The sequence below is a fragment of the Paenibacillus sp. FSL H7-0331 genome (assembly GCF_001956045.1).
In genome coordinates, this window is record NZ_MRTH01000012.1 from 118,449 (window position 1) to 144,793 (window position 26,345).

Sequence of the window (26,345 nt, forward strand, 5' to 3'; positions counted from 1 at the left end):
AGGAATAAATATGACTACACAAGCCATTCTTCCCATCGATCGTCAAGCCATCGTGCAGCTGTCACAATCGAGACAAGAGCCTGAGTGGATGACCAATCTGCGTTCAGAAGCGTTGGAATTGGCCGGATCGTTGGAATTACCCGTGCTTGAAAAAACAAGAATTGACCGTTGGAACCTTCGTTCTTTCGGAACCCATAAAGCAGAAACAGAAATAACCTCAACAGAACAGCTGCCTGCATTCACCAAAGCGCTGCTGCAGGATGACAGTGATCAAGCCAGCTTGATCATTCAAAGAAATTCCAGCATCGTGTTCCAGAATGTTTCAGAGGAGCTGACCAAGCAGGGCGTGATCTTCTCAAGCCTTGAAGCAGCTTTAACGAATCATCCAGAGCTGGTTAAGCAGTATTTCATGAGTGTGGTTAACAAGGATGAGAACAAGCTGACAGCTCTTCATACAGCACTATGGAGCGGTGGCGTGTTCTTGTATGTACCTAAGAATGTAAGAGTCGAACTGCCGCTGCAGGCTTTATTCCTGACTGATGACGCTGAGGCGTGCTTCTCGCCTCATGTGCTTATCATTGCCGAGCAGCATTCCTATGTTACGTATGTCGATAATTTTGCTTCTCATGGTGATTTGAATCATCTTGTTCAGAACGGTGTTGTAGAGGTTGTTGTGAAGCCAGGAGCGGTTGTCAATTATGCTTCGGTCCACAACTTTGACGAATCGGTTACGGATCTTTCCTACCGGAGAGCTGTTGTTGAGCAGGATGCTACGATGAACTGGGTAATCGGCGAGATGAACTATGGCAATGTCATGTCGGATACGACATCACTCTTGAAGGGCAACGGCTCAACCTCCGATGCCAAAATCATTTGTGTCGGTACCAACGAACAGAAGCTGAATGTAACCACTCGTGCCGTTCACTTTGGTAAAAACTCGAGCAGCGACATGATTACCCGTGCCGTTATGCGTGATGCAGCTACGGCGATTATTAACGGAATCACCAAGATTGAAAAGGGCGCGACAGGCGCTAATGGCCAGCAAACTGAAAAAGTGCTTATGCTGAGTCCAAAAGCACGCGGCGATGCGAATCCGATCCTGCTCATCGATGAGGATGATGTGAAGGCTGGACATGCCGCCAGCGTAGGTCAAGTAAATCCGGAGCAGATTCATTATTTGATGTCCCGCGGGATTACACGTGAAGAAGCACAGCGTCTGGTTATTTATGGCTTCCTTGCACCCGTTGTGTCTATCATCCCAATGAAAAACATCCAGGAACAGCTGCAGCGCTTCGTTGAAAGGAAGCTGGGACAATGAATACCAAAGAGATCCGTCAACTATTTCCCATCCTTCATCAGGAAGTAAACGGTCATCCTCTGGTATATCTGGATTCGGCTGCGACCTCGCAAAAACCGGTGTCCGTTATTGAGGCGATCAAGCATTATTACGAATTTGATAACTCCAATGTACATCGTGGTGTGCATACGTTAGGTTCGAGAGCTACTGACGCTTATGAGGGTGCACGTGAAAAGGTAGCCAAATTCATTAATGCTGGCTCTACGGAAGAAGTTATTTTTACCCGCGGCACAACAACGGCTTTGAATATGGTCGCATCTGGTTATGCACGTGTGATTTGTCAGGAGGGGGATGAAATTGTCATTACCCCAATGGAGCATCATAGTAATCTGATTCCATGGCAGCAGGTGGCCAAAGCGACCGGTGCCGTGTTGAAATATATTCCTCTTCAGGAGGATGGTTCAATTCTTCTGCAGGACGTGGAAGATACGATCACGGAGCGTACCAAAATCGTATCGGTTACCTATGTTTCCAACGTACTTGGTGTTGTGAATCCAGTTAAAGCTATTGCGGAAATCGCGCATCGTCATGGTGCGAAGATGGTCGTTGACGGTGCACAAAGCACACCGCATTTGAAGGTTGACGTACAGGACCTTGATTGTGATTTTTACGCCTTATCAGGGCACAAAATGTGCGGTCCAACCGGCATTGGTGCCCTGTATGGCAAAAAGACGCTGCTTGAGCATATGGAGCCTATCGAGTTTGGCGGCGAAATGATTGACCATGTGGATCTATATGATTCTACCTGGAAGGAGCTCCCTTGGAAGTTCGAGGGGGGTACACCTGTCATTGCTGGAGCTGTTGGCCTTGGCGCCGCGATTGATTTTCTGGAAAGCATCGGAATGGATGAGATTGAACGTCACGAAAGGCAGCTGACTGCTTATGCTGTAGAGCGCTTGAGTGAGATTGAGGATTTGAAGATTTATGGACCACTTACGGATCGAGCCGGTTTGGTTACTTTTAATTTAGGTGATGTTCATCCCCATGATGTAGCAACCGTACTGGATACGGATGGAATTGCTATTCGTGCAGGTCATCACTGCTGCCAGCCTTTAATGCGTTGGCTGCAAGTATCATCAACGGCTCGGGCGAGCTTTTACCTTTATAATACGGAAGAGGATGTTGACCGTCTGGTTGCTTCGCTTCTAAAAACAAAGGAGTACTTCGGCCATGCAATTGGATGATTTGTATCGTAGAGTCATTATGGATCATTATAAAACTCCTCGTAACCGCGGCACCTTTGAAGATGAAGCTGTCACCATTGACTTAAACAATCCAACCTGCGGCGATAAGATTCAGCTTCAGATGCAAATTGATAATGGTAAGGTGAAAGCTGCCAAATTCGTTGGTGAAGGCTGCTCCATCAGCCTTTCCTCCGCTTCGATGATGACTGATGCTGTCAAAGGCAAAACAATCGAAGAGGCGTTGGAGATGGCTGACAAATTCTCCTCGCTCATGAAGGGCGAGCCTGTAGAATTTGAATACGAGGATATTGAGGCCCTCTCCGGGGTGAACAAATTTCCGGCACGCATCAAGTGCGCAACGTTGTCATGGAACGCCTTACGTAAGGGAATTGAACAATCGCAACGACAGGAATAAAGTCGAATATCATATAACTAACGAACGATATTTTAAAGGAGGTTTACCTATTATGGCCAAGCAAATGCCCGAAATGGAAGCTTATCAATATGGATTTCGTGACACACATGAATCAATCTTCAAAAGCGGCAAAGGCTTAACACGTGAAATCATTATGGAAATTTCCGCAATGAAAAAAGAACCGGACTGGATGCTTGATTTCCGTTTAAAGTCCTTTGAGCAGTTTTTGAAAATGCCTATGCCGCGTTGGGGCGGTAACATGGATGATCTGGATTTTGAAGACATCCAGTACTATGTTAAGCCTTCAGAGAAGCAAGGAAAGACATGGGAAGAGGTACCTACAGAAATCAAGGAAACCTTTGATAAGCTTGGAATTCCTGAAGCTGAACAAAAGTTTCTTGCCGGTGTATCCGCGCAATATGAATCTGAGGTCGTATATCACAGTATGCAAAAGGATCTTGAGGATAAGGGTGTTATCTTCACGGATACCGATACAGCGCTTCGTGAATTCCCGGAAATTTTCAGAGAGCATTTCGGTACGATTATTCCTCCAAGCGACAACAAATTCGCAGCACTTAACAGTGCGGTATGGTCAGGCGGAAGCTTTATCTATGTACCTAAAGGCGTGAAGGTGGATACTCCGCTTCAAGCTTACTTCCGTATCAACTCCGAGAACATGGGTCAGTTTGAGCGTACGTTGATCATTACGGACGAAGACAGCTTTGTTCACTATGTGGAAGGCTGTACAGCTCCGATTTACAGCACGAATTCTCTGCACAGTGCGGTTGTTGAGATTATTTGTAAGAAAAACTCCCGTGCCCGTTATACGACGATTCAAAACTGGGCTCCAAACATTTATAATCTGGTTACAAAACGTGCTGTTGCTGAAGAAAATGCAACGATGGAATGGGTAGATGGCAACATCGGCTCCAAGTTGACCATGAAGTACCCGGCTGTTGTACTCAAAGGCCGCGGCGCTAAAGGTATGGTGCTTTCGATTGCTGTAGCAGGACGCGGACAGCATCAGGATGCAGGCGCGAAGATGACTCACCTGGCACCTGATACAACTTCCACGATTGTATCCAAATCGATCAGCAAGCACGGTGGTAAAGTAACTTACCGTGGTCTGGCATCATTTGGACGCAATTCCCAAGGCTCTAAGGCCAATATCAAATGTGATACATTGATCATGGATAAAGAATCCACCTCGGATACTATTCCTTACAATGAGATCATGAATGATAATATTACACTGGAGCATGAAGCAACGGTATCCAAAGTATCCGAAGATCAATTGTTCTATCTGATGAGCCGCGGATTAACCGAAGCCGAAGCTACACAAATGATCGTCATGGGCTTTATCGAACCGTTTACCAAAGAGCTGCCAATGGAATATGCAGTTGAAATGAATCGTTTGATCAAGTTCGAGATGGAAGGCAGTATCGGTTAATATTTAATCATATACTGGCTTACTATTCAGTTATAGCAAGGCATCGTTTCTCTTCGGAGGCGCGATGCCTTTTTGCTTTTCAACAAAAATGCATAAGAGAGCCCTTAAATTCTCATGCTAAGCAAGTAGATCAAGCAGATCCAGTTGTTTATATGATGAGAAAGAGGAGCGACCTACCATGAAGCTTCCAGTCAAATACGGGATCGTCAGTGTATTGGCGATATGTTTAACCACAGCAGGCAGTGGATGCAGTCCCAATAAAGTTCAGCAGCAATCAGTCACGGGTTCGCAGTTGAAAACGTTCAGTAAAGGTGGGGTCGGTGGTGTTAACACGCTGAGTTCTGTCGAATCGGCGCGTCTACCCATATCCATTTATGATGGGATCCCTTATGTAACAGGTAACGATTTGGCTCAAGCCTTACAGCTTCATAGCAAATGGGAAGCCGATCGGAATATTTACCAGCTAGGAGATTTTGATGCGGCTTATGAGCTGAAAATTGGTTCTGATGATGTACGGGTGGATGAAGGGACCATTCGGTTAGCGCAGCCGCCTATTTTGCGCAATTCGATGGTTTATGTACCTGTATCAGCGCTTTCCCCCTTGTTTGCATCGTATACGAATTTTGTCGTTACAGACAAAGAAGTCAAGCTTGATCTATCGTCCGGGAATCCCTCACAACCTATCAATGGACCTGAAGATGCAAGCACTGGTGGAGATGCTGATTTTATGGACGACCCGAATGACCCTTTTAAGGGAGAAGAGCCAACAGCAGATCATGTAGAGCAGACAGTAGCTTCTTTTGCCCATAACAGCAGCGGTGCAGCAGCTCCTAATAGTGGGGTGTCCGAGCTTACACATTCAGCGATTCCTGCTGCCAAGCTTAAAAATGTCGACGTCAATCAATTAATAGCCAAAGCCAAAAGCTATATGGGTGTCAAATATTTGTTTGGAGCTCCTCCTTACCCGGAGTCGAGCAGGTTTGATTGCTCTACATTTACTCGCTATATTTATGGACGTTATGGCATAACCTTAGGGAGAACAGCACGTGCACAGGCCGCCGAAGGAACCAGCGTTAGCAGGAAGCAGCTTCGTAAAGGCGACTTGTTGTTCTTTTATGTGCCAGGTCGGTTTCGCTCCAATAAGACGGTGGGCCATGTAGCTATTTATATGGGCAATAACCGTATCGTCCATTCGTCGCCAGAACCGGAAAATGGGGTTCAAATCACCAATATCAATAAGCCGTATTGGAAAGAAACTTTTTTGGAAGCCAAGAGATTTGTTTATTAACTATGGATTCGGTGGGTTACAAAGTAACTCGCTGACTTCTTTTACCGCAGCATGCAAAAGAGCCTTTCTCTAGAGAAAGGCTCGGCTAAGCGGCTATACATACACTTCTTCAATTACGAGTTCGGGATGGTCGGTCAAATTCACAAAATGATCATCCACCTGGACCAGAGGTTTAAACATATCCGAGGGATGAGTCAGAACAATGTAACCGGTCTCACCGGATGACAACAGAACACGCTTACCAATAAAATTTGGAATCATATTACGAATAAACACCTGAGTAATTTTGGGATCAAGTTTACCAAAGCTGAGTCTATGAAGCTCTCTTAATACGAACAGTAGATCCCGTTTTTTTTGGTACACACGGGAAGATATCATTGCACTGTATATATCAGCAACGGCAACGATTTTGGAGAGCGGAAGAATGGCAGACTCCTTGAGCCCATGAGGATAACCACTTCCGTCGAATCGCTCATGATGCTGCAGCGCTGCCTGGGCCAAAGCTTCACTCATGTTAGAGTCCTTAATAAGCTGATAACCGATTGCAGGGTGTTTCTTGACCTCTTCGAATTCTTCATCCGTCAAACGTCCCGGTTTGGTTAGAATGGCTTTATCAATCCGGCATTTGCCTATATCATGCAGATAACCGGCTTTTCCAGCTATTAAAGCTCTTTCGTTGGTTTGTCCAAGCCATTTAGCAATATAATAAGAAATCATCCCGACTTGGACGCTGTGCTGGTATGTGTAATCATCCTGGTTATTTAAGGTAAGAAGCAGCGAAACGACATCCCTCTCACGAACAAACTCGTTTGAAAGCGGAGCAAAGCTATCGTTAACCTGGGATTCATCGAGCTTGCCGCTTTTTTCAACTTGTTCGAATAAATCCTTGATACCGTCAACAGCCTCCTCGTAAGCTTTTGCATGCTTGGAGATTTCCTGTTCTGGCAATATAACTTCTTCTTCATGTTTAGACGAATTGTCGAATCGGATCATCAGGTCGACATAATCAATGTGATGCAAGTTAAGCTTACTGATATCCGAAGAATTCAAAACGGTATGGGCAGAAACGACTAGGAGCCCGTTTTTATTAAAAATATCAGAACCAGTGCGATCTCCAACCTGTAAATCCATTACCGAAACTCTCAAGAAGATCACCTCAACTAAAGTATGAAAAAAATGGTAGAATAAATCCAGTTTTATGAATTTATCCTATCAAACTCATCTAGTACTTGACAATAAGCATAACGAACCATAAACCCCGAATAATAGTCAAGAATAGATTAAATAATACAAAAGTTTTGGTGCGGTTAGGATTACATTCCTACGTAACGACTATATAAGCTTTTGGCTTGGATTGGATCATTAGTACCTTGAATAATGACTCGTCCATCTGGAAACAAGACAAGGGTTAATGTATCGTTGATATGGAATTTAAGGAGAAAAGGATTGAGCTCAATGCTGCCCAACTGACTCCATTTGGCAGCCCATTCTTCTAAATGAAACGATCCTGCATGCAGCGGCTGAATTTGTACGGAGTTTCGTCCGCATAAGGTTTGAATGGTGTCTTCTCCCAGATCCTGCTCCAAATATTCGTAACGCTCCTGCGCACAGGCAGGGCAATCCGCTTTACGGGCCTTGCTGACGTCTACAGCGGCATGCTGGTTGTGCCACAGATCCCAATGTACCATTTTACGGTTAAGCTGTTCATGAGCCCCCACAAGCAGCTTTAAGGCTTCTGTGGATTGATGGGAAGCAACGGTGTGGATAATAGGTCCAATCACGCCTGCAGTATCGCATGTTTCGGCAGTGCCTTGAGCAGGCGATTGTCCAAACATGCAGCGCAGACAAGGTGTAGACCCTGGAATTATCGTTAGAGAAACACCGCGGGAGCTTACGGCACCCCCATAAATCCATGGAATACGATGTTTGGCGCTCACATCATTAATAAGAAAGCGCACGCTGAAATTATCAGTTCCATCCAATATGAGATCGACATCGGACAGTAAGGCTTCGGCATTGATTGCATTAAGGTCACTGACGATCGGTTCCAGCGTAATTTCGGAATTAGCCTGCTGCAGGCGTTTGGCTGCAGCCATGGCTTTGGGCTCCGAGGCAGCGGCATCCGCTTCGTCGTACAGCATCTGGCGCTGCAAATTGCTCTCTTCCACAAAATCACGGTCAATTAATCGCAGAAAACCAACACCTGCTCTTGCCATATGATTAGCCAATACCGTACCTAATGCGCCCATGCCTACGATAGCGACACGTGCTGTTCCAAGCCTGACTTGACCTGTTTCACCTATGGGTGCAAATAAAAGCTGTCTGGAATAACGGTTGGAAGTGGATACGCCTTCCGCTTCGCCACGCAGATTAGTAGTATTCATGAAGTGATTCAACTCCCTAACAATTCAAAATGGATAGATGTATTCAAAGTACTTCCCGTGGATTCCAAGGGCCTTGCTGATGACCCTTCCACTCGGAGCCGTCCTCCCATATTTCCTTTTTCCAGATAGGTACGACCTGCTTCAGTCGTTCTATAGCGTAACGGTTTGCTTCATAGGCTGCATCTCGATGTGGTGCAGAGACAGCAATGACAACGCTGATTTCTCCAATATCAACCCATCCAAGACGATGGGTGATGGCACATAGAGCACCATCATAATGATTATGAATGTATTCAACGATTTCTTGCATCGTTTTGACAGCCATAGGTTCATAGGCCTCATATTCAAGCCTTGTTGTCCGTTTACCATGCGTCCATTCCCGTGTCGTTCCAATGAAAGTGAGTGCTGCTCCATGGTTCGGATGCAGCACTTGGTCGGTTACTTTTTGTATGGAAATCACTTCACGCGTCAGCTCTACATAGTTGGGCTGGCCTCCGGATACAGGCGGAATAATCGCAATTTCATCATTTTCATGGATGATCTGATTATCATCCGCATAGCTTTGGTTAACAGCTACAAAAGCTTGTGACAATAAAATGGATGCGTGAGGGAACTGTGCTTGTAAATGCTCCTTCAACCGAACGGGGGTGAGTGGAAATGATGGGTCCCATTCGAGATTGAGCAGTGAGCCTTGCATCCGCTCGGCCAAGCCGGCAAAAACCTGGATGGTTAATTTCATAATGAATCGCTCCATAGATATATATTGAAGATCAAGGTATTGTATATTTCATTTTACGTACATTGCGATTAAGCAGTGCTTGTTGATGTTTCTCTCCAGCATACCATATTCTATAGGGATAGTGGTATAATAGGCATTATCCGTTTTATTACAGGTCCAGTTAAATGATGGAGGAAGCCGATGAAAATTCGTGTATATGATGAAGTGAGCGGTCATGCGGAATTGACTGTCCAGGAAATGGCAGCTTTGTCTCCGCGGCTGGTTTCTTTGGAAGAACGAGTTCCTGGTGTTCAAGGTCAGGCCTTTGAGCTGAAGGCGTGGTACGCTGCATGGCAAAACCAGCAGCAGCATCGTGCTGAAGGAGAGCCTGCCCGGATGACCGTAGAAGCAGTGGATGAATTTCAAGCTTCGATTCCTTGGAAAGAGCTGGGTGAGGCTGTTTTTTTGTTTGAACAGAATGGAGAGCCTCTTGGCAAAGGGTTTCCGATCCGCTTATATGTTCCAAATGGAAGCAGTGAATGCTTGAATGTGAAAAGTGTTGTGCAGATCCGGTTCCAATATACGGACGACTCGTCCCAGGAAGCAACCTACGGGTTCAAAAATCAAGTTACGCTGGATGAGCTTAAATTCCGCAAATAAGCCATAACATACATATATAGGAGGTGGCCGTTATGGCTTCACGAACGCTGCGGCTGAGAATTCTTCACTCCAATGATATTCACAGCCATTTTGAACAAATGCCGTCTATTGCGGCTGCCTTTAAGGAGCTGCGTGGTTCTGCAGGTGAAGAGCATACGCTAACGCTGGATGTGGGCGATCATATCGATCGTGTGCACATCGAAACAGAAGGAAGCGGGGGCTCCGCCAATCTGGCCATTATGAACGAGACGGGCTATGATGCGGTTACGATCGGCAATAATGAAGGACTAACCTTGTCGCAGGATACATTGAACCTGCTGTATGGCTCCGAGGCGCGCTTTACCGTACTGTGCAGCAATTTATTGGAGGCGACGAGTGGTCAAATACCCAGATGGGGTAAAGCCTACCATATTATAGAGAAAGCCGGGATTAAGGTAGGGCTGATTGGTGTGACGGCCTATTTCCCGGATTTTTATCAATTACTGGGTTGGGATATTAAAGAGCCCTTGTCCATTACGTCTGAACTGGTGCGTGAGCTGCGTCCGCAGGTTGATCTGATAGTTGTGCTATCTCATCTGGGACTGCGCAATGATCAGCGAATGGCTGATGAGACTCAGGGCATCGACCTGATCCTGGGAGGACATACCCACCATCTGCTGGAGGAGCCTCTTCGAATGGGAGAAACCTATGTGTGCGCAGCAGGCAAGTTTGGGCAATATTTCGGTGTAGTGGATATTGAGATCGATGCTCATTCCCGACAAAAGGTGAAGGTGAGCGCTTCTATTCATGAAGCTTCCAGCTACCCGGCTGATGCGCATATTGCGGAGCTGGTGGATCGATACCGGTCAAGTTCAGAGCAGGTACTCTCACGGCAGGTGGCTTATCTGGAGCAGCCTTTAAGTGCGGAATGGTATGAAGAAGCACCTTTGGGCAATTTGCTGGCTGCGGGCATACGGCGCTGGACTCATGCCGATATCGCTATCGTCAATGCGGGACAACTGCTGGGTGGCCTCGATATGGGGGCCGTCTCTATGGGACGCTTGCTGCAAATTTGTCCTTCTCCCATTAATCCATGCCGTATGCTTTTGACTGGAGAACGAATATGGAAAGCTCTGGAGGAGTCGCGAATTCCTGAGTTTATGGAAAAACCACTATATGGGTTCGGTTTTCGAGGCAAGGTGCTGGGTATTCTCAATGTGGATGGAATGCGGGTCGAATATGATGCGTCAGCGCCTGCTTATTCCAAAATCAAACGTGTGTGGATCGGCAGTGAGCAGCTCGTTATGGAAAAGGAATATGTAGTAGGGACGATTGATATGTTCACCTTCGGAATCGGTTTTCTTTCATTATCAGAGGGTACGGAGATTGAATATATATTGCCTAATTTTATTCGGGATGTCATTCGCGAGGAGCTTCAGGAGACAGGTGCGATTCAAGCAAGCCAGGTCAAGCGCTGGGCGCATGTTGATATTAATGATTCGAGTAAAAATCATTAAGCTCCTCTTCGGTACAAAAGCTGCAGCTTGAAATGACATTGGTTTGTCGAAGACGAATGTGGAGAAGATTCAGCTTACCGATCAAGATGCTATGAGCCTGCTCATCCAGAGAAAACTGAATGCCATACTCGAATAGCTCTGGCTTGAAAATGGATTTTCTTGTGATGGTACCGAGAATCTTCATCTGCTTGTCAAATAAGGAAAATCTGAATTCGAGCAGCAAATCGATATTCAGCGGGAGATCGAGCTTGGAATGGATACGCAATCCACCAGCACTGATGTCCACGACGATAATCTGGGCGTACTTCGTATCGACCATGATCTGATTGATGCCAATGATTTTTAACTGGGCGGATAGGGGGATTTGCAGCGAAAGTCGGAAGTATTCTCTATGATTAGTGACGGCCATCTTTCATCCACCTTTAATTCATATAATTGGTGCTGTAATTTGTAAACGACCTTACCCTGGCGCAAAGCCAGAGCAAGGCCCGATGAACAAAGAAATTGTTCTTTTTCATCGTTTATTATTTCATTGTAAAGAAGTAAATTGCGAATATAGCGGCCACAGCAAAGCGATAATAGGCAAAATAAGAAAGACTTGTATTTTGCACAAGCTTGATGAACGTCATAACAGCAAGCAAGGCAACGATGAAGGAAACGATAAATCCAACAATGAAATAACCGATAAGATCGGCTGTAAACAGATGGTACGATTTGATCACAACCAAACCGGAAGCAGCGACCATGAGCGGTATAGCCAATATGAAGGTAAAGTCTGCAGACGCGCCGCGGCTTACACCATTCATCATCCCTCCGGCAATGGTTGCTCCTGAACGGGAAAAGCCTGGAAATACAACGGCCAAAATTTGATATAGTCCAATGAAAAACGCCTGCTTGTAGGTGATGTCATCGAGATCCTTCGCTTGAGAGCCGTATTTGGCAGCCCGTCTTTCCCCGATAATGAGTAAAATCCCACCGATCACCAAGCTGATCATGACGGTTTTTGGAGAAAACAAGTATTTATCCACAATTTTGTTAAGCAGCAGCCCCATAATACCTGCAGGCAAAATTCCGATCAAAATATGGATAAGGTTCAGATTTCTCTTTCCTACACGTACCGGATTTTTTTTCAGACCAAACAATCTAAGGAGCCTTTTCCAATACAAAACAACGACGGCCATAATAGCTCCGAGCTGGATAACGACCTCAAATATTTTCATCATCGTGTCTTCCTCGGGAATTCCGAGCAGTGATTGCACAAGAATCATGTGTCCGGTAGAAGAAACCGGCAAAAATTCAGTCAGTCCTTCTACGATTCCCATCACGATTGAAACCCAATAATTTAAACTTAACATAAAAGCCTCCCACTAATTTTGTGCAAACCTATTCTATTTTAGCTTGTTATGGCATGTCCGACAATAGCGATTTACGGGAATACCCATACGTATGCACTCCGGTTAAGAAATATGCCTGATTTCAATAGGCTAATTGTCATATAGAAAACAGCATTCTAGTTGCAAAGTTTCATAAATGATCGGACCTTCCGCCAAACTTCTGCGTATTCCGCCTTATTTTTTGAAAAAAGCCTGATTTTGGTGTCGGATTTTGCAAAAGTGTATTGCTCTTTTATACGGAATCTATTACATTAAGGCTTAGAACATATTAACTTCCTAGTAGAAAGAAGACGTGGTTTGTCCTATGCGTTTGCTGCCTATCCATATAGTTCGACCTGGGATGAAGCTCGGTAAAAAGATCTACAATGAAGAAGGACTTGTCCTTCTTGCAGAAGGAATAGAATTAACGCAGACGCTAATCAACCGGCTTGGCAAGTACGGGGTTGATTTTATTTATATCGCTGATCCAAGAACGGCTGATATTATCATTCCGCAATTGCTGAGTGAGGAGACAAGATTTAAGGCTATTACTGAAATACGGACCTCGTTTCGCAAGTTGATGGATAATTCGATAAAGAACAAAACAGCTGGCTATAACAAGCTGGGTAAAAACTTCGGTGAAGTGATGAATCTGATTATAGATGATCTCAGCAGCCATCAAGACGCCATGATTATGCTCACCAACATGAGTGTTATGGATGATTATTTGTTTCAGCATTCACTGCATGTCTGTATTTACGCAACATTGCTGGGTATGGCATACGGCTATAACCGGAATGATCTGATGACGCTGGGTCTCGGTTCGCTGCTGCATGATATCGGTAAGACACAGATTCCCTACGAAATTCTTCGCAAAAATGCCCAATTGACGGACGACGAATTTGATTGTATGAAAAGACATACCGAGTATGGCTTTAAGCTGCTTAAGGATGAGCCGAATATTCCTTTACTGTCCGCACACTGTGCGTTTCAGCATCATGAACGTCTGAACGGAAGCGGGTACCCACGAGGTATTGAAGGTACGGAGATTCATGATTATGCCAAGTGGATCGGACTGGTGGACTCCTATGATGCGATGACTACTCACAGAGTATATCGGAGAGCCATGCTGCCGCATCAAGCGATGGAGATCATCTTTACGGGAACCGAAACCTTATACGAAAAGAAAAAAATTGAGCTCTTTCGTGATAAAATAGCGATATATCCGCTTGGGATTAATGTTACCCTTAATACAGGCGAAATGGGTACGGTCGTTGGCTTGAACAACATATTTCCACAACGGCCTATCGTAAGAGTGCTTCAAACCCCAGGGGGAGAAGAGATATATGCACCGTTTGATGTAGATTTATCCAAAAAATTATCGATCATGATTACCGGAGTCAATGATATCGCATAGTTATCATGGACAAGAGCAGCCCAAAACCAGACTTTCTGGTTTTGGGCTGCTCTTGTTCCAGGTCAGGTTTCATTTTCATCCGTCATAAGCTACAATAGGTTGTAAAATACGTCAAGAGTCAGGTGAACTTTATCATGAACCAGAAGCTAAGTTCCATGCTGCCGGCAATGTCTCCCGAGAATGATCCTTGGGACCCGATTCGATCGCTGCAGCGGCACGGAAAACATATATTAACGAGTATCGAATTAACCGTAACGAATTTATGTAACATGAGATGTGAGCATTGTGCAGTTGGGGATGCCCTAACGATGACTGAAGGAGCGCGGATTCCTGTTGCCCAGGTGCTGAAGCGGCTGGATCAGGTCGAGCACCTCGAAACCATCTCCATTACCGGGGGGGAACCGAGCTATCACGAGCAAACGGTTCGCGACTATATCGTCCCTATTCTTAAATATGCCCGTGAGCGCGGGATTCGGTCCCAGATTAATTCGAATTTGACGCTGCCGATATCCCGATATGAGATGGTTGCGCCCTATCTGGATGTGATGCATATTTCCTTTAATTATACTTCAGCGGCAGACTTTCATAGAGTCGGCTTCGTTCATTCGGGCAGAACTGTTTCTGATAAGGCAACAGGCAAGCTGTATGAGCTTATGATTGAGAATACAATGAAGCTTAGCAGCAACGGGATGTTTATTTCGGCAGAATCGATGATCAACTATTTGACATTGGATAAGCTGAGCGACATTCATCAGCTTATTGTCGAGATGGGCTGTGAACGGCATGAAGTGCATCCCATGTATCCGAGTGCTTTTGCTGCTAGTTTGCCGAGGTTATCATTGGATCAATACAGCAAGGCGATCCATAAGCTGCTGGACGGCCGCGATCGCAGCCTGTGGATGTTATTCGGTACGCTGCCCTATTACGCTTGCAACACAAGTGAAGCCGATCAGCAATTGCTGCGCAGGCTAAGAGAAGAGCCGAATGTAACGGTTCGCAATGATCCTGATGGACGCAATCGATTGAATGTGAACTTGTTCACAGGAGATGTTTTTGTCACGGACTTTTCTGATGTGCCTTCTTTGGGTAATATACATAGAGATAAGCTGCAGGAGGTGTTTGAGCGATGGGAAGCTCATCCTCTTCATGCTTCGATGAACTGCCATTGTCCGGCTGTCAGCTGCTGCGGGCCCAATCTTCTGGTTGTCGATTCTTATTATAAGAATGTCGATTTTACCAAACGTGCAGCTATTGTATAGGAGGATGTTCACCAAATCCCCTAAGGAGCTAGGGTAGTTAATTTGTGGAAAAGGAGTTTGAAGTCTTTGTCACATACAAGCTTTGATTGGGGATCCATTGCACTTAATATTTTTCTGGTTTTGCTGCTGGTTGTGCTGAACGGATTTTTTGTAGCTGCAGAGTTTGCTTTGGTCAAAGTACGTGAAACGAGGCTCCAACAGTTGTACAATGAGGGTGTGGTTAAGGCCAAATATGCACTCACAGTTACGAAAAAGCTGGATGTCTATTTATCCGCAACACAGCTCGGTATTACACTGGCTTCACTCGGTCTCGGATGGATCGGTGAACCGGCTGTTACCCATTTGATCGTGGACCCGTTGTTTGCACTGCTTCACTGGAACAGTGCCTGGTATTCCTCGGTATTGTCTGTGTTTATAGGCTTTGCTGTTATTACTTTTTTACATATCGTGCTTGGAGAGCTGGCGCCTAAATCACTCGCGATTCAAAGATCGGAAGGGACTGCACTCTGGACATCAGCCCCGCTGCTGCTGTTTCACAAAATATTTTTCCCGGCAATCTGGGTGTTGAACGGCGCTGCGAATCGTTTGCTCAGCTTGATTGGCATTAAACCGGCGACTGAACATGATGCTGCGCATACCGAAGAGGAAATTCGCATACTTATGAATCAAAGCGCTAGAAGCGGTCACATCGATAAGGACGAGTTCGCGCTGTTTGATAATATCTTTGAATTCTCGGATCGTGTAGCGAGAGAAATTATGCTGCCGCGCACAGATATGGACTGCTTATTTGCCGATGTGCCGTTTGAAGAAAATTTGAAGGTTGTATACAGAACAAAGCATACCCGTTACCCCGTAGCGAGCGAGGATAAGGACAATATTATCGGCTTTGTTCATATTACGGATCTACTGACTGCTGATCCTGACGAGGAGCGCCAGCTGCAGGATTACATTCGTCCTGTGTTGATGGTGGCCGAATCAATGGAAATCAGCCACGTGCTGAAGCTGATGCAGCGTAAGCATTCCCAGCTTGCGATAGTCGTTGATGAGTATGGCGGTACAGCAGGTATTTTGACTGCCGAGGACATTTTGGAAGAGATCGTCGGTGAAATTCATGATGAATTTGACGAGAATGAGGTCCCAAGTGTGGAAAAGAGGGGCAGCGGCTACTCTGTAGATGGACGGGTTCTGCTCGAGGATCTGGACGATTTGCTGGGTCTGGGTATCGAGGATGATGAGGTGGATTCGATTGGCGGCTGGCTGTTTACGAGGCTGGATGGTGTCGTCGCCAAAGGGAAGAAGCTGGAGTTCGAAAATTTTGTTTTTGAAATTACGGAGGTCAGAAGGCTTAGAATTATGAGAGTGATGATCTATAAGAAAGCCGAACTAGCGAAACCAGTCATTCAAGAAACTGAATGAGGGGGAAGCCCGTTTCATGTCATTAAGGATGATCCTGTTTGTAACGTTGGGTGTGCTGCTGCTGTACGGAATGTTTACGATTGGATTTCCCTTTATGCTGGCCCTGCTCGTTGCTATCCTGTTGGAGCAGCCGATTCAATGGTTGATGAAGCTTACGCGAATGAGCAGAGAATGGGCGGCCGGTGTCATCTGCAGCTTGTTTACGGCAGGAGTGCTGGGCTTCTTTTATTTACTCGGGTTCAAGATGGTATCGGAGCTGATCCAGTTCTGGCGAAATGCACCTGAATATTTAAATGAAGCCCAGCTGTTTTTTGATATGACCTCTGAGAAAACCCAAATTTTTTATACAACCTTGCCTGACGGTTTGGCTGCACAGCTGCAAGCCTGGACAGAAGCAGGAATTAATACGATCTCTGAAAATCTGAAGGAGATTATTACGGCAGTATCGGTTTATTTTCTGGACATTGCTAAGACGATACCTAATTTATTTATATTTTCAGCCGTGTTTGTCATCGGACTTTATCTGATCTCCTTGAGCTTACCTGCCTTGTATCAGTCGTTCGTGGGCATCTTTGAAGGTAAATCACAGCCCAAAATCATAAGTGTTCTGTATGATCTGAGAAAAGCGCTGTTCGGGTTTATTTTCGCGCAAGTGCTGATCAGTTTCCTGACATATTTTGTAACATTGATCGGACTGCTCTTCTTACGGACAGAATACCCGCTGGCGATCGCTTTATTGATTGTGGCGGTAGATGTATTGCCAGTGCTTGGAACGAGCGTGGTGCTTGTCCCTTGGGCTTTGTACAGTATCTTGTCCGGGAATGTATCGCTGGGTGTTGGTTTGCTGATATTACTGGTCGTGATTATGCTGTTTCGCAGGCTGGTTGAGCCCAAAATTATCGGAAACGCAGTCGGGATTAATGCATTGGCAACCTTAATCAGTATGTACATTGGCTTTAAGCTGGTAGGTGTGATTGGACTTATCCTGGGGCCTTCCCTCATCATTGTTTACATGGCGCTCCGCCGAGTGGGCGTAATGAAGCTTAGCATTAAATTATAAAATCCATGATAAGACTAACCCAAACGGCGATCCGATGTATCGTCGTTTTTTGTTTTTTATTAAACACTCATAATGGACAAGGAAACGGTTATATACATAGGAATAAGGAGTACACACCACTAGAACCTGGGAAGGAGGTATGATCATGCATCAGGAAAAGGCCTGGTTTCCCTATGTAGGTCCCTGTGATCCGTGTCCGCCGATACGAGTGAAAACTTTTTCAACACCACCGCAATTATATATCCAATTTCAACCGATGAATTTACCCCAGTTTAGTCCGCAGGAAGCGTTAAGGCATGGCACGTTATGGCCTGCGCTTTTTAGTCCTTATGAGTCTAAATGCTAGTGGAGTTGCGCGTAGAGCCGCTATAATAAAAGCACCGCAAACTTGGGTGAAAGCCCATTTGCTGAGCAAAACTTTGAAGGAGCTGCAGGCTATGGAACATACAATGCCGGAGCAATTCTATACAATGCTTTTGGAGCTTCAAGAGGTTGACTTTGTGTTGGTGGAGCTCACTTTATATTTGGATACGCATCCGCGGGACACCCAGGCCATACAACAATATAACCAATGTGCGCAAAAGAGAATGCATCTTGCAGGGCGTTTTGAACAGCACTTCGGCCCACTCAAAAGCTTTGGTCAAAGCTTTACACGACAGCCTTGGCAGTGGATCGATACGCCATGGCCTTGGCAGGTTTAATCGGCTTATATGACGAGAGGGGCGACTCAGCCATGTGGGTTTATGAGAAAAAGCTGCAGTATCCGGTACGGGTCAGTAAATGCGATCCCCGGATGGCCAGGCTGCTGCTGGAGCAGTATGGAGGTGCGGATGGAGAGCTTGCCGCCGCGCTGCGCTACATGAATCAACGTTATGCAATTCCGGATAAAATCATCGGTCTCCTGACAGATATTTCTACAGAAGAATTCGCTCACCTGGAAATGATTGCCACTATGGTTTACAAGCTCACGAAGGACTTGAGTATCGAACAGCTCAAGGTTGCTGGACTCGATGATTACTATGTCAGCCATGACCGGGCTTTATTTTACACGAATGCTTCAGGTGTGCCTTGGACGGCAGCCTATATTCAGGCGAAAGGAGATCCTATTGCCGATCTCTATGAGGATATTGCAGCGGAAGAAAAGGCGAGAGCCACCTACCAATGGTTAATTGATATGACGGACGATGTTGATCTGCAGGACAGTCTGAAATTTTTGCGTGAGCGGGAAGTGGTTCATTCCTTACGGTTTCGTGAGGCTGTGGAAATCCTGAAGTCGGAGCAGGGGGCGAAGAAGGTTTTTTGACAAATGGATAGAGTATCGTTACAGCCTTTTGGCTGTAACGAGTTTTTAAGAGGTTGTTCAAAAAGTCAATCAGTATGTTGTCTACAATCCATAGTGATCCGCTTTCCGATGCGTTATTGCTTTATTTGACAAGCACTCAAAATCATGATTGTATAGAACGTGGACTATTCAATCAGGAGGGATTGCGCTTGTTACAAACTTTACAAAAGCCCGAAGCGATGATTTTTGATCTGGACGGTACTTTATTTCAAACCGAAACACTTTTGTTGCCTGCCTACCATGCTACTTTCGAGCAAATGAGGACAGAAGGAATTTATAGTGGTGAAACACCGCCTGAGAGTGCAATTCTCGGCAGTCTGGGAATGCTGCTTGAACATATTTGGCAGCGCGTAATGCCAGGTGTAGAGGTACAGGTACATAGACGTGCTGACGAACTGCTGTTGGACTATCAAATGAAAGGCCTGGAAAATGGAGAGGGTGCTTTGTACGGGGACGTTGCCGACACATTGACTGCACTCCATGCCCAAGGAATCCGTTTATTTATTGCGAGCAATGGATTAGAAGGCTATGTTAAAGGGGTTATGGAATTTAAAGGGTTAACTCCGATTTTCGAAGGCTTGTACAGTGCAGGCGAATTTCAGACAAGGTCCAAAGTGGATCTTGTGAAGCAACTGCTGGAAACCTATGATGTGAAATCGGCATGGATGGTTGGCGACCGTTCTTCCGACGTAGAAGCAGGCAAAGAAAACGGCTTAACTGTAATTGGCTGTGATTATGCCGGGTTCCGCAATAAAGGCGAACTGGCAGGCGCTGATGTCCGTATTGCCAAATTTTCCGAAATATTGGAATTGATTGAGAAGTAAGCCTCATATCGTATAATAAAATAACCAACCGTGTGCAGACTTGCTGCTGATACGGTTGGTTGTTTGGCGTTGAGCCAGTTGTGAGTGATTAATCCTGCTCTTCGGGTATTTTGTTTTTATTTTTATTGTGATGTAGCCAGAGTGCGTACTCTAACGGCCTTGTAATTGCTTTTCGATACGTTTCACGTTCCCCGATTCGATAAAAAACTTCACGCGAAGGCTTCGGATTGACCTCTAGCAGCCAAACCTTCCCTTTGGGATCAATGGCCAAATCGATTCCGATCTCACACTGCTTCCCGAACTTGCGCTCCAAAAAGTGGGCGATGTCAATGCCCAGCTTATAAGCCTCCTGCTGGATAGAAGCTACCTTTTCCTTATTGCCAAAACGCCGCATCAGCAGCTTTTCCATCGCGATGGCCGTACCCCCTCCGTGCAGATTGGAGGTGACGGAGTGCATAGGTCCGATCCTGCCGGCACAACCAGTAACCTGCCACTCGCCCTTGCCGTCCTTTTGAATGAGCATCCTGAAATCATGAACACGGCCATCCTTGAGGGTGAGTGAAATTCCCTGCTGCACAATATAACGGCCCTGTAGGCGCCAACTGCTTAATTTAGTTGAAATTTGCGATTCGCTAATTTTCTGCTGGGGAATGATACGTCGCTGCTCATCCCTTCCCTGCATCAAAAATGTCGAATTCGATATCCGCTGCAGCCGAACGATTCCTCTTCCGCCAGTACCATTTCTGGGCTTCAAATAGATGCGCTGATGCTGCTTTAACAGACGAATCATATCTTGATGATCGTTATAACGGACAGTTGCCGGCAAATGGTCAGCTATAACGGAATCCTCCGATAAGGCTTGATGCATAGACCATTTATTGGCCAATGGACTGCTTAGATAATGAAGCTTTTTATGCACGGCACGAAATCTGGAGATTTTATGAAAGTTATGAACACCGTGATAACGACAGCGATCATAGATCAGCTCGGGAAGGAGTGCCCACTTGCGCTGCCATTTGCCGGAGGCCACATCGTAGACCAGAGCTTTGATTTTTTTTTTGTTCTTATCCACATCATCGGGTGTAAATACAAGTATTTGGATGCCCAGCTTATGTCCGTAAGTGCTAAGCTTACGAAAATAGGACAGTTCTTCCAGCCTTTGCTCCGATAAGTACATAGCTAGTATGCCTAAACGGTACGGGGTCATGTTTCATCACCTGCTCACCTTGCTTTTTTGGACATGGTGGTAACTGTCTTTTTCTTGGTCTTCTTGGATAAGTGAACGCAGTAATTAATTAAATTGTCCAACGATTGTTTGCGAATATGCGGCTCATCGAACTTCATGGGTTTGGAATTCGCTTCAAAAAACCAGATTTGACCCGTTGTATCTACTCCCAGATCGAGGGACATTTCACCAAGGGTGCTGCCGCTTGCTTTCCCAATCTGTTTGGCTATCAGTAAAGAGGCTGATCGAGCCCGCTGTAATATTCTTTTGCTCTCTGCCGTACCAAAGCCGGCACTTAGCAATTTGGCGGGATCATCAATGGAACCTCCGCGCGGTACATGGGTGGTAATACTCTGCTTACCGGCGAGTCGTGCGCCAATACCGGCAACCGTCCAGGCTCCTTTGCTATTTTTTTGCACAAGCACCCGAAGATCGAACGGGCGCTGCTTGTAGAGGGATAGTGAAATAGCCTGCTGCATAATATAGTCCTGCGTGACCATCATTTGATTAATTTGGGCCCACAGCTGCGAGACATTCGTATAGCGGGAGATATGACTTCTCGTCTTGTCTTGTACGCTTAGCTGATATTTTTGTGCTCTGGTCGTCTTTTCGATGATCCGGCTAACCTTCATAATGCCTTTGCCCGCTTTACCGCGGACCGGCTTTAAATAAAGGCTGGAATGCTTGAGCAGCAGCTTTTCAAGATCATCGCTTGTCGTCAGCTTTTGGGTGGTAGGGATATAGGGTCCGGTTTCCCTGGATTTATTCAGCCACTCAAAGAGCGTCCATTTATTGAAGAATGAAGGGTTGAAAAAATGGATGCTTCGATGGCGCAAGCAGCTCTGGAGGATGGTCTGTACCTCGGGAAGCTGCTCGAACTTACGAAAAGGAATGCGATTATAAATAACATGAGGAAGGGGAAGAAGTTCTTTTTTCCATGACTTGGTTTTGAAATTATATGAATAGCCCATGGCCTGATTAGCTGTAAGCTTGAAGTTGGCGGTCGTCATGACATATACATGGACTCCCTTTGCCTCTCCTGCAGCGATTAAGTCGATATAATTTTCTTTATTTCCCCTAAAAATTCTCGTGTCATCGGAATGAGTGAGAATGGCCAAGGTAGGTCGTCGTGGGTTTTGGTGTAGGAGAGGTTCCACTCATGATTCCCTCCTTGAGCGAAATCGGCTTAGGTATAAGCAGTAGTCATAAACGTGCTTAAGCGCTGCTTTACCTTCTCCTTTGAGTGCGGGATGCTTGAAAATGGAACGACCTGGCTTGGAGTTGGCTTCGAACATCCAAATATGCTCGTTTTGGTCAATACCAAGATCAAAGCCAAGCTCTCCGAGCGTATGTTTATCGTTACGTTCGAGCGCTTCCGCCAGTTTAATCGCCGTTTCTTTGGCATTATTCAATACTTGCTCTGCACGTGAACCAAATATTTGCCGCAGTACCTGATCGGGGGTCATTAGTTGACCTCCTGAGCGAACATGAGTGGTCACACTGCCTTTCCCTGCCTTCTTGGCTCCGATGCCTGCAACGACCCACTGATTGTTAATGTTTTTGGTTAAATGAAAGCGGAAATCAATCGGACAGTTATCGATTTCAATCAACCGGATACCTTGTTGGGCCACATAATGATTAAGTTTGGCATTACTGCGATTGAGCATGGACATCAAGGAATCAAATCGGCTGAAGCGCAGCAGCACATTTTTGCCACTGCGACGGAAGCGGGCGTAATAGCCGCGTTTGGGATTATAGGTTACCCGGTAAATACCGATGCCGAGACTGCCTCCGGTCGGCTTTAAATAAATAAACTTGTGTTTGTCGAGCATTTCCTTGATTTGACCCGAAGAAGGATTGATATGGGACTCAGGTACATGCCGGAAAGCATCTGTTCCTTCGAGTAAATTATATACATCCCATTTCTCGTAAAATGCCCAGTTAAACAAAGGAATGCCTTTGCGCACAAAACGCTGCTTGAAATTGTTCATGGATGCCATCTTTTCCGCTTTTCGGCTGGGTAAGCGGTTGTATACGACATCCGGCAGCGGTACGGTTTTGCGGACCCAGCCTCCTTCTGATCGAGGAAAAATGCCTTGCACCGTTTCCTGAGACCAGTTGACATCGCTGGGTGAGAAGCCGAAATAAAAGGATTTATCGGACCCCGCACGCATAAACTCGCGAAGAAACCCGGTACGTGAACCAAAAGGTGCTGTCCCGCTGGACATTACACTTGTCAGGATGCCTATGAGCGGCCCGATGCGGATATCTTTACCGTTATTACATACCACCATACTCGTTCCGAGCTTGGGAATACGCAGCTGAGACATGATGGAATTTGGAACATGAAGGTGATTGCCCGCTTTTTTAATCAGCTTGAGACCCACTGAGGCGCTTTTGCTTCCCACATGCAGAATGACGGATCTGGTTTTTGCCAGCTTGAGGGATCTCGCCAATTCACTGGTCAAGTAGATGACTTTTTCCTGCCTTTGTGTCACATGAATCGTGCAAGTTGTCAAACTCATGATTGGGGTTTCCTCCTAAAGTTTTTGCGTAAGCAAAAACTGACTTCGAAAGCGTGTGCTATGTTTTTGCGTAAGCAAAAACTGACTTCGAAAGCATGCAATAGTTTACTGTATTAACGATGTTTCACCGCTGCAGCCGTTGCCATACGATTAGAGATATCGCGATCCGCATGTACGGATGATAGGAATGGTGCACGAGATTTCAATAAATAACGGGCATAGTGTACGGGATTGGTAACCGCATGAATATAGGATGCAGCTTCATTTATACGTGACAGGGCGGAGCGCCCGGGCTTTGAATTGACTTCTAATATCCACAGCTGTCCTGAAGTATCGATGCCAAAATCAATTCCAAGCTCAGCCAGCTGACCATGACTGGACTCCAGGACAACAGGAATGAGAACGGATAGGCTGTAAAGCTCTTTTAATATCATGTCTGCCTGCTTGGAGGAAAACTGTCCGGCTAGAAAGCTGCCAACAGGCAGGGCAGTTCCACCGCCATGAAGATTGGAGGTCAGACTACCGTCCTGGCCTTTACGAACAGCCATCCCGGTCACTGACCATTTGCCAGTGCCATCCTTTTGCACCAGCGAGCGCACATCGTAAGCGTCGCCTGTGCGTGTCTGCAGCAGCAGGTATTGCTGCTGCAAATAGGGCCGTCGCGCCGTGAACCGGCGCAGCCAGAGCAAGAGCGACGCCTTGTCGGCAAAGCTGCGCGCGATGCGTCCATTGTGCGCATCGCGACCGCGCACGCGAAACGCCTGCGTCGTTTCGCTGCGCTGCACGAGCAGCACGCCGCGGCCCTGCGAGCCAGCCTGCGGCTTTACAATCAGCTGGCCATGCTCCCGCAGCCAATCGGATACAGACTGCATGCTACGTATGGCGACTGTTCGTGGCAAATAACGCGCAAAGCGGCCATCGCGTTCCAACGTACGCTGGACTTCCTGTTTGCCCTTTAGGCCGCAGCCCAGGAACAGGGCATGATGCTCCTCCTGCAGTCTTCGGACAGCAGTACGGTGCTCCAGATATTGCGAACGGTGCGTGAAAAAACAACGGTCATAGACAGCATCCGGCAGCGGATAAGTACCGGACTGCCATTTCTGGTCCCGTTCATCGTAGATAAAGCCTTCGGTTGTGCCGTTCAGCCAGTCGATGCCCTGCGGAGTAAAGACAAATACGTTCATTCCAGCCCGATGACCCGCCAGACACAAGCTTTTATAAAATCGGCGGCTTCCAAAAGGAGGCTCCTCAACAGCTCGAACCGCCTCGTGGCCCGAATTCATCCTTCGACCCACATGGGTCGTCATAATGCCAAGGCTGTGCCGAATCCGGTTCGTTTCTGTCTCCATGCCTCTCACCCCAGCTTTCTCAAAACTTTGCCGCATAACGCGAGTACTGCACGACCTTCTTCACGGATGGTCGTATAGCTCGTGATGTGGAGAGAGCGGTATTATCTTCTTTTGATGGCTTGGAATTAACTTCCAGCAGCCATACTTTTCCTTGTGTGTCCAGAGCCAAATCGATGCCTAACTCGGCAAAATGTCCTGTGATCTGGCTTTCGATACCTTTGGCAATAGCCAAAGCCGCACGTCGCAACTTCAGCGCTCCACCAGAGGCTGAGGTTGAATTGGAACGGGCCAGCGCTTCCCTGACGGTCGACAGGCTGCCTCCCCGAGCCAGATTGGAAACAAAGTGCTGGCCTCCTGCTGTTCTTGCTACAATTGAAGTGATGCTCCATTGTCCGACATCGTTGAGCTGAACCAGAGCGCGGAAGTCCACCGGCCGACCGCCTACCGAGATCAGTGAAAGCCCTTGTTGAATTTGATAGCGCTGACGCTTGATCTTTTTAATAAAGGCATTTGCCAATTGGCCTGAATTGCCGAAGGTTAGTTTACTTGCACCGCTCCGGTTAGCAAATTGACATATGAAGCCACCATCAATTTTTCGCTTGATACGAATAATACCTTTTCCCAGACTGCCAGTAATTGGCTTCAAAAAGACCGTGTTATATTTGGTGCACATCATTTTCAACTGCTGGACGTTGTGCAGTAGGTGCGATTCCGGCAAATAAACCTGTAGGCTTCTTTCCTTGCGAAGAGCGTCAAATACCTCGGTCTTGTTTAAATACTTCTCATTGAAGAGTACAGCCTGGTTTTGCGTTTTTGCATGACGTATAAATTGCTGAACATTTGCGCGATTTTCCAGTTTACGTGAGGTTAGGCGATTATAAATGATATGGGGCAGCGGAAAAGCACGTTTAATCCATTTGCCGGCATAATGCCAGCCTCTAACCGTCTCGCCATGACCGTTAACCTCATCGGGGGTAACGAAGTAAACAGCGGCTCCGTATAGACGGCACGCATCATCCATCTCCCTGCAAAATGCGGTGACAGCACCGAAGGGTCTCTCCGGGGAACCCGCATGCACACGGCTGACCATCACGCCGATCAAGGGGCCGATGTGGAGCGAACGCGTGGACGATTTATAATGAAGGCATAGCGGTATGCCATGGACAAGCCCCCACTTAGCGGCTATGGAGTCAGGGATCCGAAGGACACCGGCTTGCGATAAGGGAGTGACCTTCACCTCATGCTTGGCTGATCCAAAACGCAGCTGCAATGATGATTGAGCAGTTAACTTCCATCTTTTCACCAAAGAATCGCTAAGCATGATCGTAAGATCGTCTGTTTGCAGACCGGCAGGTTGGATTTGAATCTTGACCTTCGTTCTTTTCACTCTTGCAACTCCTTCCTGGCGCCGACTTGTATGACTTATCAAGTGATCTACTGCATCATATGAGGGCCTTTTACCCTTGGTGAAAAGAAAATGTCCGACATGCTATAAAACGCAATATGCAAGAGCCTTGAATTTTAAAACTGAAATAATTTTTTTGTTAAATTTGAGACAAAATACCTATGGTCGGAAGGGAATAGGTGAATTTTGTCTAATTTA

25 protein-coding genes are annotated in these 26,345 nt (G+C 46.3%); 15 read left to right on the forward strand and 10 right to left on the reverse strand.

Going from position 1 to position 26,345, the window contains the following annotated elements; translation table 11 throughout:
- The first annotated feature begins 10 nt into the window (after nt 1-10).
- The 5 genes from sufD (at nt 11) to BK127_RS19180 (ending at nt 5,694) form a co-directional block, all read left to right on the forward strand.
- Nucleotides 11-1,318 (forward strand): Fe-S cluster assembly protein SufD, encoded by a 1,308-nt coding sequence (gene sufD / locus BK127_RS19160; RefSeq protein WP_076233110.1) that lies wholly within the window; start codon nt 11-13, stop codon nt 1,316-1,318.
- On the forward strand, nt 1,315-2,541 hold the full coding sequence (locus tag BK127_RS19165; RefSeq protein WP_076233111.1) for a cysteine desulfurase: 1,227 nt from the start codon (nt 1,315-1,317) through the stop codon (nt 2,539-2,541). The genes sufD and BK127_RS19165 overlap by 4 nt, the downstream gene beginning before the upstream one ends.
- Nucleotides 2,528-2,956, forward strand: coding sequence for a Fe-S cluster assembly sulfur transfer protein SufU (gene sufU / locus BK127_RS19170; protein WP_076233112.1), 429 nt, complete (start codon nt 2,528-2,530; stop codon nt 2,954-2,956). Before BK127_RS19165 ends, sufU begins: the two co-directional genes overlap by 14 nt.
- Nucleotides 2,957-3,008: 52 nt before the next feature.
- Nucleotides 3,009-4,406, forward strand: a complete 1,398-nt coding sequence (gene sufB / locus BK127_RS19175) for a Fe-S cluster assembly protein SufB (protein WP_076233113.1) — start codon at nt 3,009-3,011, stop codon at nt 4,404-4,406.
- A 178-nt stretch (nt 4,407-4,584) separates the two neighbouring features.
- Nucleotides 4,585-5,694, forward strand: a complete 1,110-nt coding sequence (locus BK127_RS19180; protein WP_076233114.1) for a C40 family peptidase — start codon at nt 4,585-4,587, stop codon at nt 5,692-5,694.
- A gap of 93 nt (nt 5,695-5,787) precedes the next feature.
- Here the strand turns inward: BK127_RS19180 and BK127_RS19185 are convergent, their stop codons facing one another.
- The 3 genes from BK127_RS19185 to BK127_RS19195 form a co-directional block, all read right to left on the reverse strand.
- The gene (locus tag BK127_RS19185) at nt 5,788-6,849 is read right to left on the reverse strand and encodes an HD-GYP domain-containing protein (RefSeq protein WP_305954308.1); all 1,062 of its coding nucleotides are present in this window, start codon (nt 6,847-6,849) and stop codon (nt 5,788-5,790) included.
- Between the two features lie 158 nt (nt 6,850-7,007).
- Nucleotides 7,008-8,078, reverse strand: a complete 1,071-nt coding sequence (locus tag BK127_RS19190) for a ThiF family adenylyltransferase (protein WP_076233116.1) — start codon at nt 8,076-8,078, stop codon at nt 7,008-7,010.
- A 43-nt stretch (nt 8,079-8,121) separates the two neighbouring features.
- Nucleotides 8,122-8,817 (reverse strand): molybdenum cofactor biosynthesis protein, encoded by a 696-nt coding sequence (locus BK127_RS19195; protein WP_076233117.1) that lies wholly within the window; start codon nt 8,815-8,817, stop codon nt 8,122-8,124.
- A 180-nt stretch (nt 8,818-8,997) separates the two neighbouring features.
- Here BK127_RS19195 and BK127_RS19200 point away from each other — a divergent pair, with 180 nt between their 5' ends.
- Together BK127_RS19200 and BK127_RS19205 are read left to right on the forward strand one after the other, a co-directional pair.
- A complete protein-coding gene (locus BK127_RS19200) occupies nt 8,998-9,456 on the forward strand; it encodes a molybdopterin-dependent oxidoreductase (protein WP_076233118.1) in 459 nt (152 codons plus the stop codon).
- A 32-nt stretch (nt 9,457-9,488) separates the two neighbouring features.
- Nucleotides 9,489-10,952, forward strand: coding sequence for a bifunctional metallophosphatase/5'-nucleotidase (locus tag BK127_RS19205; RefSeq protein ID WP_076233119.1), 1,464 nt, complete (start codon nt 9,489-9,491; stop codon nt 10,950-10,952).
- On the opposite strand, the gene BK127_RS19210 is transcribed toward BK127_RS19205, so the two are convergent.
- A complete protein-coding gene (locus tag BK127_RS19210; RefSeq protein ID WP_076233120.1) occupies nt 10,927-11,361 on the reverse strand; it encodes a PilZ domain-containing protein in 435 nt (144 codons plus the stop codon). The genes BK127_RS19205 and BK127_RS19210 overlap by 26 nt on opposite strands.
- 115 nt (nt 11,362-11,476) lie before the next feature.
- Nucleotides 11,477-12,307, reverse strand: coding sequence for an undecaprenyl-diphosphate phosphatase (locus BK127_RS19215; RefSeq protein WP_076233121.1), 831 nt, complete (start codon nt 12,305-12,307; stop codon nt 11,477-11,479).
- 379 nt (nt 12,308-12,686) lie between these two features.
- Here BK127_RS19215 and BK127_RS19220 point away from each other — a divergent pair, with 379 nt between their 5' ends.
- The 8 genes from BK127_RS19220 to BK127_RS19255 all read left to right on the forward strand — a co-directional run bounded on the left by BK127_RS19220 (nt 12,687) and on the right by BK127_RS19255 (nt 19,643).
- Nucleotides 12,687-13,742, forward strand: a complete 1,056-nt coding sequence (locus BK127_RS19220; protein ID WP_305954310.1) for an HD-GYP domain-containing protein — start codon at nt 12,687-12,689, stop codon at nt 13,740-13,742.
- A gap of 134 nt (nt 13,743-13,876) precedes the next feature.
- The gene (gene yfkAB / locus BK127_RS19225) at nt 13,877-15,001 is read left to right on the forward strand and encodes a radical SAM/CxCxxxxC motif protein YfkAB (RefSeq protein ID WP_144026501.1); all 1,125 of its coding nucleotides are present in this window, start codon (nt 13,877-13,879) and stop codon (nt 14,999-15,001) included.
- 66 nt (nt 15,002-15,067) lie between these two features.
- A complete protein-coding gene (locus BK127_RS19230; protein WP_372237363.1) occupies nt 15,068-16,417 on the forward strand; it encodes a hemolysin family protein in 1,350 nt (449 codons plus the stop codon).
- Between the two features lie 16 nt (nt 16,418-16,433).
- A complete protein-coding gene (ytvI, locus tag BK127_RS19235) occupies nt 16,434-17,477 on the forward strand; it encodes a sporulation integral membrane protein YtvI (RefSeq protein WP_076233124.1) in 1,044 nt (347 codons plus the stop codon).
- Nucleotides 17,478-17,622: 145 nt separating this feature from the next.
- Nucleotides 17,623-17,823 (forward strand): spore coat associated protein CotJA, encoded by a 201-nt coding sequence (locus BK127_RS19240; protein ID WP_076233125.1) that lies wholly within the window; start codon nt 17,623-17,625, stop codon nt 17,821-17,823.
- Between the two features lie 91 nt (nt 17,824-17,914).
- Nucleotides 17,915-18,178 (forward strand): spore coat protein CotJB, encoded by a 264-nt coding sequence (locus BK127_RS19245; RefSeq protein ID WP_076233228.1) that lies wholly within the window; start codon nt 17,915-17,917, stop codon nt 18,176-18,178.
- A 32-nt stretch (nt 18,179-18,210) separates the two neighbouring features.
- A complete protein-coding gene (locus BK127_RS19250) occupies nt 18,211-18,780 on the forward strand; it encodes a manganese catalase family protein (RefSeq protein ID WP_076233126.1) in 570 nt (189 codons plus the stop codon).
- A gap of 218 nt (nt 18,781-18,998) precedes the next feature.
- Complete coding sequence (locus tag BK127_RS19255) at nt 18,999-19,643, forward strand: HAD-IA family hydrolase (RefSeq protein WP_076233229.1); 645 nt, start codon at nt 18,999-19,001, stop codon at nt 19,641-19,643.
- Between the two features lie 88 nt (nt 19,644-19,731).
- Here BK127_RS19255 and BK127_RS19260 read toward each other — a convergent pair whose 3' ends face one another.
- From BK127_RS19260 to BK127_RS19280, 5 genes are all read right to left on the reverse strand, one after another.
- Nucleotides 19,732-20,850, reverse strand: a complete 1,119-nt coding sequence (locus BK127_RS19260) for a YheC/YheD family endospore coat-associated protein (protein ID WP_076233127.1) — start codon at nt 20,848-20,850, stop codon at nt 19,732-19,734.
- Between the two features lie 14 nt (nt 20,851-20,864).
- On the reverse strand, nt 20,865-22,025 hold the full coding sequence (locus tag BK127_RS19265; protein WP_076233128.1) for a YheC/YheD family endospore coat-associated protein: 1,161 nt from the start codon (nt 22,023-22,025) through the stop codon (nt 20,865-20,867).
- Entirely contained in the window at nt 22,026-23,393 is a 1,368-nt protein-coding gene (locus tag BK127_RS19270) for a YheC/YheD family endospore coat-associated protein (RefSeq protein ID WP_076233129.1), read from the reverse strand. It abuts the gene before it with no gap.
- Between the two features lie 113 nt (nt 23,394-23,506).
- Nucleotides 23,507-24,742 (reverse strand): YheC/YheD family endospore coat-associated protein, encoded by a 1,236-nt coding sequence (locus BK127_RS19275; protein WP_256711371.1) that lies wholly within the window; start codon nt 24,740-24,742, stop codon nt 23,507-23,509.
- Nucleotides 24,743-24,761: 19 nt separating this feature from the next.
- Entirely contained in the window at nt 24,762-26,129 is a 1,368-nt protein-coding gene (locus tag BK127_RS19280) for a YheC/YheD family endospore coat-associated protein (protein WP_076233131.1), read from the reverse strand.
- Nucleotides 26,130-26,345: the final 216 nt, after the last annotated feature.

Bases quoted from the DNA above. Each gene is read 5' to 3' on its own strand.
- sufD (WP_076233110.1), top strand. From the start codon at position 11: ATGACTACACAAGCCATTCTTCCCATCGATCGTCAAGCCATCGTGCAG.
- BK127_RS19165 (WP_076233111.1), top strand. From the start codon at position 1,315: ATGAATACCAAAGAGATCCGTCAACTATTTCCCATCCTTCATCAGGAA.
- sufU (WP_076233112.1), top strand. From the start codon at position 2,528: ATGCAATTGGATGATTTGTATCGTAGAGTCATTATGGATCATTATAAA.
- sufB (WP_076233113.1), top strand. From the start codon at position 3,009: ATGGCCAAGCAAATGCCCGAAATGGAAGCTTATCAATATGGATTTCGT.
- BK127_RS19180 (WP_076233114.1), top strand. From the start codon at position 4,585: ATGAAGCTTCCAGTCAAATACGGGATCGTCAGTGTATTGGCGATATGT.
- BK127_RS19190 (WP_076233116.1), bottom strand. From the start codon at position 8,078: ATGAATACTACTAATCTGCGTGGCGAAGCGGAAGGCGTATCCACTTCC.
- BK127_RS19195 (WP_076233117.1), bottom strand. From the start codon at position 8,817: ATGAAATTAACCATCCAGGTTTTTGCCGGCTTGGCCGAGCGGATGCAA.
- BK127_RS19200 (WP_076233118.1), top strand. From the start codon at position 8,998: ATGAAAATTCGTGTATATGATGAAGTGAGCGGTCATGCGGAATTGACT.
- BK127_RS19205 (WP_076233119.1), top strand. From the start codon at position 9,489: ATGGCTTCACGAACGCTGCGGCTGAGAATTCTTCACTCCAATGATATT.
- BK127_RS19210 (WP_076233120.1), bottom strand. From the start codon at position 11,361: ATGGCCGTCACTAATCATAGAGAATACTTCCGACTTTCGCTGCAAATC.
- BK127_RS19215 (WP_076233121.1), bottom strand. From the start codon at position 12,307: ATGTTAAGTTTAAATTATTGGGTTTCAATCGTGATGGGAATCGTAGAA.
- BK127_RS19220 (WP_305954310.1), top strand. From the start codon at position 12,687: ATGAAGCTCGGTAAAAAGATCTACAATGAAGAAGGACTTGTCCTTCTT.
- yfkAB (WP_144026501.1), top strand. From the start codon at position 13,877: ATGAACCAGAAGCTAAGTTCCATGCTGCCGGCAATGTCTCCCGAGAAT.
- ytvI (WP_076233124.1), top strand. From the start codon at position 16,434: ATGTCATTAAGGATGATCCTGTTTGTAACGTTGGGTGTGCTGCTGCTG.
- BK127_RS19240 (WP_076233125.1), top strand. From the start codon at position 17,623: ATGCATCAGGAAAAGGCCTGGTTTCCCTATGTAGGTCCCTGTGATCCG.
- BK127_RS19245 (WP_076233228.1), top strand. From the start codon at position 17,915: ATGGAACATACAATGCCGGAGCAATTCTATACAATGCTTTTGGAGCTT.
- BK127_RS19250 (WP_076233126.1), top strand. From the start codon at position 18,211: ATGTGGGTTTATGAGAAAAAGCTGCAGTATCCGGTACGGGTCAGTAAA.
- BK127_RS19255 (WP_076233229.1), top strand. From the start codon at position 18,999: ATGATTTTTGATCTGGACGGTACTTTATTTCAAACCGAAACACTTTTG.
- BK127_RS19260 (WP_076233127.1), bottom strand. From the start codon at position 20,850: ATGACCCCGTACCGTTTAGGCATACTAGCTATGTACTTATCGGAGCAA.
- BK127_RS19270 (WP_076233129.1), bottom strand. From the start codon at position 23,393: ATGAGTTTGACAACTTGCACGATTCATGTGACACAAAGGCAGGAAAAA.
- BK127_RS19275 (WP_256711371.1), bottom strand. From the start codon at position 24,742: ATGGAGACAGAAACGAACCGGATTCGGCACAGCCTTGGCATTATGACG.